This is a genomic window from Allobosea sp. (assembly GCF_030694325.1).
Lineage (GTDB): Bacteria > Pseudomonadota > Alphaproteobacteria > Rhizobiales > Beijerinckiaceae > Allobosea.
Genome location: NZ_JAUXYO010000341.1, coordinates 1 through 8143, shown reverse-complemented (window position 1 = coordinate 8143; position 8143 = coordinate 1). Strand labels below are relative to the sequence as shown.

Here is an 8143-nt window from a genome sequence, read left to right as displayed (position 1 = left end):
GAGATTGTCGATGTCGTCGATTTCGCCCTTGCCGTCGCGCAGACCCACCAGCGTCTTGATGACGGCGATGATATCGTCGGCGCGCAGTACACGGACAGTATCTTCGGCGTCGAGGTCAAGACGCATGTTCATCTTGACGCGGCCGACGGCCGAGAGGTCATAGCGCTCCGAGTCGAAGAACAGCGACTGGAACATGTTCTCGGCGGTCTCGAGCGTCGGCGGCTCGCCGGGACGCATGACGCGGTAGATGTCGAACAGCGCCTCTTCACGGCGCGAGTTCTTATCCACGGTGAGCGTGTTGCGGATATAGGGACCGACCGTGATGTGGTCGATGTCGAGCACCGTGATCTCGTTATAACCCTTGGCGATCAGGTCGACGAGGTTGCCCTTCATCTCGCCCGTCTTGGCCTCGGCTGCCATGGTCAGCTCTTCGCCGGCCTCGGCATGCACTTCGCCCGTCTCGGGATCGACGATGTCCTCGGCAATGTACTGACCGACGAGATCCTCGTCGGTCGCGCGCAGGAACTTGAGGCCCTTCTCGGCGAGCTGGCGAGCAGTGCGGGCGACGAGCTTCTTGCCGGCCTCGACCACGACCTCGCCGGTGTCGGCGTCGATCAGGTCGACGGTCGCCTTGAAGCCCTTCATGCGCTCGGCGTCGTAGGGAACGCGCCAGCCCTTGGCGTCGCGGACATAGGTGATGTGGTTGTAGAAGCGGCTGAGGATCTCCTCGCCGTCCATGCCGAGCGCAAACAGCAGCGACGTGACCGGAATCTTCCGCTTCCGGTCGATGCGCGCATAGACGATGTCCTTGGCGTCGAATTCGATGTCGAGCCACGAGCCGCGATAGGGAATGATGCGGGCGGCGAACAGCAGCTTGCCCGAGGAGTGGGTCTTGCCCTTGTCGTGGTCGAAGAACACGCCCGGCGAACGGTGCATCTGCGAGACGATGACGCGCTCGGTGCCGTTGACGATGAAGGTGCCGTTGTCCGTCATGAGCGGCATGTCGCCCATGTAGACATCCTGCTCCTTGATGTCCTTGACCGACTTCGCCTGGGTGTCGGGATCGATATCGAACACGATCAGGCGCAGCGTCACCTTCAACGGCGCCGAGAAGGTCATGCCGCGCTGGCGGCACTCGTCTACGTCGTATTTCGGCGGCTCGAAGGTGTATTTGACGAATTCGAGCAGCGAGGCGCCCGAGAAGTCGCCGATCGGGAAGACCGACTTGAAGACCGACTGCAGGCCCTCGTCGCCACGACCGCCCTTCGGCTCGTCGATCATCAGGAACTGGTCGTAGGACGCCTTCTGAACCTCGATGAGGTTCGGCATCTGCGCCACTTCCTTGAGTTTCCCGAAGAACTTGCGGACGCGCCTGCGGCCCTGGAGCGAATTGACCATCTTGTTCCTCGCAATCTCTACGGACGGCTCACCCGGAGGTCCGGGTGGTGGCGGCCGGGCCGCCGGGTGAGCCGTTCGGCGCATCATCGCGCCGACATCATCCGAAACACGCCGACTGCAACCAAGGGTTGCTAAAGGCGCCTGACTCTTCGTTTTCGCATCGAATTGCGGAAACGACGCGACAGCCCCGGAGGCGGATGCCCGCCCCGGGACTGTCTGGTGTTGACTAGGGTCGGACCGGCATCACGCCGGCCCTGCTCACTTGAGCTCGACCTTGGCGCCGACGGCCTCGAGCTGCTTCTTGAGCTTCTCGGCCTCGTCCTTGCCGACCGACTCCTTGACGGGCTTCGGCGCGGCCTCGACCAGGTCCTTGGCCTCCTTGAGGCCCAGGCCGGTGATGGCGCGGACTTCCTTGATCACTTCGATCTTCTTGTCGCCGGCGGCGGCAAGAACGACGGTGAACTCGGTCTGCTCTTCGGCAGCGGCAGCCGGAGCGGCGCCGGCGGGGCCAGCGGCCACGGCGACGGCGGCAGCGGCGGAGACGCCCCACTTCTCTTCGAGCATCTTGGCGAGGTCGGCCGCCTCGAGGACGGTCAGCGAGGAGAGCTCGTCGACGAGCTTGGTCAGATCAGCCATTGTAGGCTCCTATATAGGTAAGAGGTTCGAACGATATCAGGGGTAACGGGCCTGGATCAGGCCGCATCCTTGTCGGCATATGCCTGGAACACGCGCGCCAGCTTGGCAGCCGGTGCGGTCGAGAGCTGGGCGATCTTCGTTGCCGGGGCCTGCAGGAGGCCGAGCAGCTTGGCGCGCAGTTCGTCGAGCGAGGGCATCGTGGCCAGAGCCTTGACGCCATCGGGGTTCAGGGCGGTCTTGCCCATCGCGCCGCCGAGGATCACGAGCTTGTCGTTGTCCTTGGCGAAGGCGGTGGCGACCTTCGGCGCCGCGACCGGATCGTTGGAATAGGCGATCAGGGTGGGACCCGTCAGCAGCTTGCTGATGGACGCGACGTCGGTGCCTTCAAGAGCGATCTTGGCCAGCCGGTTCTTTGCGACCTTCACGGTGGCGCCATTGGCCTTCATCTCGCGACGAAGCTTCTGGAACTGGGCCACCGTCAAGCCCGCATAGTGGGCCACGACGACGACCGAGGTGTTCGCAAACACCGCGTTCAGCGTCGCGACGGCATCTGTCTTTGCCGCTTTATCCACTGGGCTCTCTCCGGTAGGCGGCAGGCCTGGAGGGGCTCGCCGCCGGTTGCACTGCCGCTCTTTCGAAGCCCCGGTTGACACCGGCGCTTCAGTGGAGCGACGCTCAGTGCCCTGTCCCCTCTCCGGCACGAGGCCGTGATCGGGCGAGATGGTTCGAACCGTCTTCGGGGTCTGGCGACCCCCTTCGAGCTCTTGCACCGTCTATGCAGGCCTCTTGGCGAAATTATGCCCTCGGGCCGAGGCCCTCGATGCACCTGCAGTCTCAGACAGGACTGGGCGATTCGGGTCAAACGATCGCTCGCCGCACCCCAAACACCCATCTTTCGGCGGCGAACCGCCGAAAAACGCGAAACGGACCCCTGCGCGACGAGCACGCCGGAGCCCACATCACTTATGGAAACAGGCGGGCGTCATAGCGCCTTCGCCCGCCTCTGCCAAGTGGCATCCTGCGGATCTCCTGCTCGGAGCCTCCGCGACCGGCCTCCGTGACCGGGGCCGGGACGCTTCGGACAGCACGGGGCCGGCCGAAGCGCACGGCGGCATCAGCCGCCGAGAACCGTGTTCGGCTCGATCTTGACGCCCGGACCCATCGTCGAGGAGATCGCGACGCGCTGGATATAGGTGCCTTTAGCGCCGGCCGGCTTCGCCTTGGCGACGGAGTCGGCGAAGGCCTTGATGTTTTCGGCCAGCTTTTCGGCCGAGAACGAGACCTTGCCGACGGCGGCATGCACGATGCCGGCCTTCTCGACGCGGAACTCGACCGAACCGCCCTTGGACGCCGCGACCGCGGTCGTCAGGTCCATGGTGACGGTGCCGACCTTCGGGTTCGGCATCAGGCCGCGCGGGCCCAGCACCTTACCGAGACGGCCGACCAGCGGCATCATGTCCGGGGTCGCGATGCAGCGGTCGAAGTCGATCGTGCCCTTCTGGACGATCTCGACCAGGTCCTCGGCGCCGACGATGTCGGCCCCAGCCTTCTTGGCCTCCTCGGCCTTGGCGCCGCGCGCGAACACGGCGACGCGCAGGACGCGGCCCGAGCCGTTCGGCAGGTTGCAGACGCCGCGGACCATCTGGTCGGCGTGACGCGGATCGACACCGAGATTCATCGAGACCTCGACGGTCTCGTCGAACTTGGCCGTGGCGCGCTCCTTGACCAGCGAGACGGCGTCCGTCAGCGGGTAGAGCTTGGTGCGGTCAATGCCTTCACGGCCCTTGACGACGCGCTTTCCGATATGTGCCATCTTCGCCCCCTCAGCCCACGACTTCCAGGCCCATCGACCGGGCCGAGCCCTTGATCATGGACGCTGCGGATTCGACGCTGTCGCAGTTGAGATCGGCCATCTTCTTCTCGGCGATCTCGTTGATCTGCGCGGCGGTGACCTTGCCGACATTGCCGCCGCGGCCCGGGGTCTTGGAACCCGAGGTCAGGCCGGCGGCCTTCTTCAGCCAGTACGAGACCGGCGGCTGCTTCATTTCGAAGGTGAAGGAGCGGTCCTGATACGCGGTGATGATCACCGGGATCGGCATGCCCTTCTCCATCTGCGCGGTCTTCGCGTTGAAGGCCTTGCAGAATTCCATGATGTTGAGGCCGCGCTGACCCAGCGCCGGACCGATCGGCGGCGACGGATTGGCCGCGCCCGCCGGAACCTGAAGCTTCACGTAGCCCGTGATCTTCTTTGCCATGATGGCTGCTCCTGTCGCCCGCCCCGACGCCTATCGGAACGACGACGACCCTGCCCGACACGATCTGTGTGTTGCGGACCAGGGTGGTTGCAGAGCGTGGTGCGGCATGAAGCTCCGGTTGGCAAACCGGCATGCCTCCCACGCATGTGAGGCGCGGCCTATGACACAGAAGGCGGCGAAGGGGAAGCCCCGTTCGTGACGTCGGGTGCGCCGCCTCCGGCTCGCGCCCCCGTGCCGCCGCGCTCGATATAGACCCCGAGCGCGATCCCGAGATGGATGACGACGCAAGCCAACAGCAGGAAGGCCAGGATGGCGTGGCTCCGGAACAGCCACGCCGCATGGCCGGCTCCCTCAGGCCAGATCGCCGGCAGCGACCAGCCGGCATAGATCCCCAGCGCCCCGAAGTCCGAGATGCCGGCCCAGCCGAGCAGCGGCACGCCCAGCAGGCCGAGATAGAGCAGCCCATGGACCCAGTGGCTGCCGGCCCCGCGGCTCCAGCGGCCTTGCCACTGGGCGATCGCGCGGTAGCCGAGCCTGAGCAGCACCAGCGCCAGCGCGCACACGCCCGCCGTCTTGTGGAACGTGTAGAGCGCGTCGGCGATCGCCCCTTCGCCGAACTGCTTCATCAGGACCCCAGTGACGAACATCGCCAGGACCAGGATGGCCATCACCCAGTGCAGCGCCCGTGAGATCGGCGGCAATGGCCGCCGTGTCGAGGCGGAAGGGGCGAGGCGATGGTCCTGCCCGTCGAGGCCGGCGGTCATGGTCATGCGATGGCCTGTCGGGTTTGAGCGATGTAGCCGGCCACGGCTTCGCGCAGGGCCGCTGCCTGATGGTCCAGATCGGCGGAGGCGATCGTCACCGTCTCGCCCGTCTGCCGCCAGTTCTCGACCATCGCCGCCACCTGGCGCACCTGGTCGGCGGCCGAGCGAACGTCCTCCGCGGTCTGTGCCGTGCTGGCGTGGATTTCCTGTGAGCTCTGCTGCTGCCGCATCGCGAGTCCCGCGATCGCCGCGGCGGCACGGTCGACCTCGGCCACCGACGCGACCAGAGACCCGACGCGGGTCGCCATGCCGTCCGCCGCCGAGCGAACCGCGGCAAGCCCCTGGCGAACTTCGTCCGTGGCGCTCGCGGTGCGGCAGGCCAGTTGCTTCACCTCGGTGGCCACGACGGCAAAGCCGCGGCCCGACTCGCCGGCATGGGCAGCCTCGATCGCCGCGTTGAGGGCGAGCAGGTTCGTCTGGCCAGCGACGAGACTGATGATGTCCATGACGCGGTCGATGCCCTGGACGGCTTCGGCGAGCGAGACGCTGTCGTCGGACGCGGCCGCCACGCTGGCTTTGGCGACCTCGACGACGCGTGACGTCGACTGGGCCTCCGAGGCCGTATGGGCCAGCAGCGATGACACTTCCGAGATCGATTGGGCGACGACGTCGACATGGGACGAGGCGCGAGCGGACGACTGGGCCGCGGCACCGGCATGCTCGTCGACGAAACGCGAGAGGCCGGCCAGGTCGCCCGAGGCTTGCGACATCCGCGCGGCATGGGTCTCCATGGCGATGGCGATCTCGGCGATGCGGGCCTGGAACGTCGCGGCCTGGGCCTGCAATTGCTCCTGTCGGAAGACCTCGGCCGACAGCGAGGACAGTTGGACCTGCGATTCCTCCTGGCGGCTCCGCTCGTGGCGCAGATGGGCCAGCAACGCCCGGCCCAGCATTCCGACCTCGTCGCGGCGCAGGGCGACGCGTTGCAGCCAGATCCGACCATCCTCCCCGGGTGCCAGCACCCGTGCCATGGCCACGATTGGGCGCACCAGCCAGCGGTACTCGAAGGAGACCGCCAGGACGGCCACGAACAGGCCGAGGAGCGAGAGCAGGATCGCGTTCTGCCGGGCGTTCCCGAGATGATAGGCGAGGCGTCCGCTCGTCGCGGCGAGGCTATCGGCGATGGCCTGGCTCAACGCTTCCCGAGCAGCTGCGACCCGGTCGAGCGCCGGTTGCAGGTTGTCATCGCGGCTCGCCTGCAGGCGCAACAACCCCGCGAGCGCCTCGGTCGCCTCTTCCGCCCTGCGCCCCGCCTCACCGTGCAGCGACGAGGCGAGTTGCCGGGAGACGGCCAGCAATTCCTGGGGATCGACCGAGTCCGTGCCGCTTCCCGCCGCGGCGGCAATCAGAGCGCGCCGATACAACGCCTCGCTGCGCGCGACCTGGCCGGCGGCATCTGCGTGCCGCGCGATCTCTTGCGAGAATCCGTCGAGCCGCAGCGAGCCGATGATTTCAGAGGCAGCAAAAAGACTGGCCAGAAATCCAAGCAGGAGGCCCCACAAGGCGAGGCGCTGATCGACGGTGGCCTTGAAGCTCTTGGGAAACATGCGTCCACGCCAGATGACTGGCATGGACGCTGCGTCAATCACATTGCAGGACGGTTAACAGGCCGTCCGATCAAGACATTGTGCGACCGCCGGCCGCTGGTCAGAGCTTTTCGACCTGGCTGTATTCCAGCTCGACCGGCGTGGCGCGGCCGAAGATCGAGACCGCGACCTTGAGGCGGGCACGACCATGGTCGACATCCTCGACGACGCCGTTGAACGAGGCGAACGGGCCGTCGGCCACCTTCACCTGCTCGCCGATCTCGAAGACAATCGTCGGCTTCGGCCGCTCGACACCCTCCGCGACCTGGCCCTTGATCCGCATCGCCTCGCCCTCGGGGATCGGCATCGGCTTGGCCTTGTCGGCCCCCAGGAAACCGGTGACCTTGGGCGTGTTCTTGATGAGGTGGTAGACCTCGTCGGTCATTTCGCACTTCACCAGGACGTAGCCTGGGAAGAACTTGCGCTCGGCTTCAACCTTGCGGCCGCGGCGAACCTCGACGACCTTCTCGGTCGGCACCAGCACCTCGTCGAACTTGTCGGCGAGATTGCGCTGCGCCGCCTGGTCGCGGATCGACTGCGCGACCTTGTTCTCGAAATTCGAATAGGCGTGGACGATGTACCAGCGGGTGCTCACGTGTCTGATTCCGTTCAACGGGCGCCGAGGATGAGGCCGAGCGACCAGCGGATGATGGTGTCGGTGAAGAAGAAGAACAGGCTGGAGACGACCACCATCAGCAGCACGAGGCCGGTGGTGATCAGCGTCTCGCGCCGCGACGGCCACGTCACCTTGGAGGCTTCGTTGCGCACGTCCTGCAGGAAGCTGAAGGGGCTGGTCTTGGCCATGGGTCACCTCGGGTTCCGAACCCGCCCGCTGGCTCCCGCCATGGCGTCGATTCGGCCGTCCTGAAACATTCGCGGCGCGGGACCCGGAGGGGCCGCGCGCCGTCGTGGAAAGGCTTCTACAACGTGGCGAGGCGTTCGCCAAGAGGTTTTGCCGGCTGGCTTTAGGACGGCATCGGCGCTGCCCGGCCGGGACCGCGCAACAGGCGGCCGCGGAACGCCGCACGGGTCAGGCTGTCGAAGGAAACGACCGAAGGCGCGCTCGGCGCCGAACCGTTCCGACCCCGGTCACGGGTGGGAACTGGCAGGGGCGGCAGGGCTCGAACCTGCGACACCCGGTTTTGGAGACCGGTACTCTACCAACTGAGCTACACCCCTGTAGCGGCCCGTCATGTGCCCCAAGCGCCGGCACATTTCAAGCCGAAATCGACATGCACCCGGCAAAGAAAAAGGGCGGTGTCGCCACCGCCCTCTCCCGAATGGTCGCTGATCGCTTGATCAGGCGATGATGCTGGCGACGACGCCGGCGCCGACGGTGCGACCGCCTTCGCGGATGGCGAAGCGCAGCTTCTCTTCCATCGCGATCGGCACGATCAGGTGCACTTCCATGGCGATGTTGTCGCCCGGCATCACCATCTCCGTG

Annotated in this window: 9 protein-coding genes, 1 tRNA gene and 1 pseudogene; all 11 read right to left on the bottom strand. The window is 66.3% G+C overall.

The annotated features are described in order from the left end of the window. A pseudogene (locus Q8M82_RS22120) lies at window positions 1-1398 on the bottom strand (DNA-directed RNA polymerase subunit beta); the annotation flags it as partial. 258 nt (window positions 1399-1656) lie between these two features. Continuing rightward, window positions 1657-2034, bottom strand: a complete 378-nt coding sequence (rplL, locus tag Q8M82_RS22115; RefSeq protein ID WP_069055543.1) for a 50S ribosomal protein L7/L12 — start codon at window positions 2032-2034, stop codon at window positions 1657-1659. Between the two features lie 56 nt (window positions 2035-2090). Continuing rightward, window positions 2091-2606 (bottom strand): 50S ribosomal protein L10, encoded by a 516-nt coding sequence (gene rplJ / locus Q8M82_RS22110; protein ID WP_305693452.1) that lies wholly within the window; start codon window positions 2604-2606, stop codon window positions 2091-2093. 542 nt (window positions 2607-3148) lie between these two features. After that, on the bottom strand, window positions 3149-3847 hold the full coding sequence (gene rplA / locus Q8M82_RS22105) for a 50S ribosomal protein L1 (RefSeq protein ID WP_305693451.1): 699 nt from the start codon (window positions 3845-3847) through the stop codon (window positions 3149-3151). Window positions 3848-3857: 10 nt separating this feature from the next. Then, the gene (gene rplK / locus Q8M82_RS22100) at window positions 3858-4289 is read right to left on the bottom strand and encodes a 50S ribosomal protein L11 (protein ID WP_067987269.1); all 432 of its coding nucleotides are present in this window, start codon (window positions 4287-4289) and stop codon (window positions 3858-3860) included. A gap of 158 nt (window positions 4290-4447) precedes the next feature. Next, complete coding sequence (locus tag Q8M82_RS22095) at window positions 4448-5059, bottom strand: cytochrome b (RefSeq protein WP_305693450.1); 612 nt, start codon at window positions 5057-5059, stop codon at window positions 4448-4450. Further along, entirely contained in the window at window positions 5056-6684 is a 1629-nt protein-coding gene (locus tag Q8M82_RS22090; protein ID WP_305693449.1) for a methyl-accepting chemotaxis protein, read from the bottom strand. The genes Q8M82_RS22095 and Q8M82_RS22090 overlap by 4 nt, the downstream gene beginning before the upstream one ends. A 76-nt stretch (window positions 6685-6760) precedes the next feature. Beyond that, window positions 6761-7294, bottom strand: a complete 534-nt coding sequence (gene nusG / locus Q8M82_RS22085; RefSeq protein WP_305693448.1) for a transcription termination/antitermination protein NusG — start codon at window positions 7292-7294, stop codon at window positions 6761-6763. 14 nt (window positions 7295-7308) lie between these two features. Next, on the bottom strand, window positions 7309-7503 hold the full coding sequence (secE, locus tag Q8M82_RS22080) for a preprotein translocase subunit SecE (protein WP_305693447.1): 195 nt from the start codon (window positions 7501-7503) through the stop codon (window positions 7309-7311). Window positions 7504-7802: 299 nt separating this feature from the next. After that, window positions 7803-7878, bottom strand: a tRNA-Trp gene (locus Q8M82_RS22075). A 120-nt stretch (window positions 7879-7998) separates the two neighbouring features. Further along, window positions 7999-8143: EF-Tu C-terminal domain-related protein (locus Q8M82_RS22070; protein ID WP_465247922.1), on the bottom strand; the 145-nt coding region annotated here is incomplete at its 5' end.

What these genes read in the sequence shown, in the direction of transcription:
- rplK (WP_067987269.1), bottom strand. Translation starts at nt 4,289, where the DNA reads ATGGCAAAGAAGATCACGGGCTACGTGAAGCTTCAGGTTCCGGCGGGC.
- rplL (WP_069055543.1), bottom strand. Translation starts at nt 2,034, where the DNA reads ATGGCTGATCTGACCAAGCTCGTCGACGAGCTCTCCTCGCTGACCGTC.
- Q8M82_RS22095 (WP_305693450.1), bottom strand. Translation starts at nt 5,059, where the DNA reads ATGACCATGACCGCCGGCCTCGACGGGCAGGACCATCGCCTCGCCCCT.
- secE (WP_305693447.1), bottom strand. Translation starts at nt 7,503, where the DNA reads ATGGCCAAGACCAGCCCCTTCAGCTTCCTGCAGGACGTGCGCAACGAA.
- Q8M82_RS22090 (WP_305693449.1), bottom strand. Translation starts at nt 6,684, where the DNA reads ATGCCAGTCATCTGGCGTGGACGCATGTTTCCCAAGAGCTTCAAGGCC.
- rplA (WP_305693451.1), bottom strand. Translation starts at nt 3,847, where the DNA reads ATGGCACATATCGGAAAGCGCGTCGTCAAGGGCCGTGAAGGCATTGAC.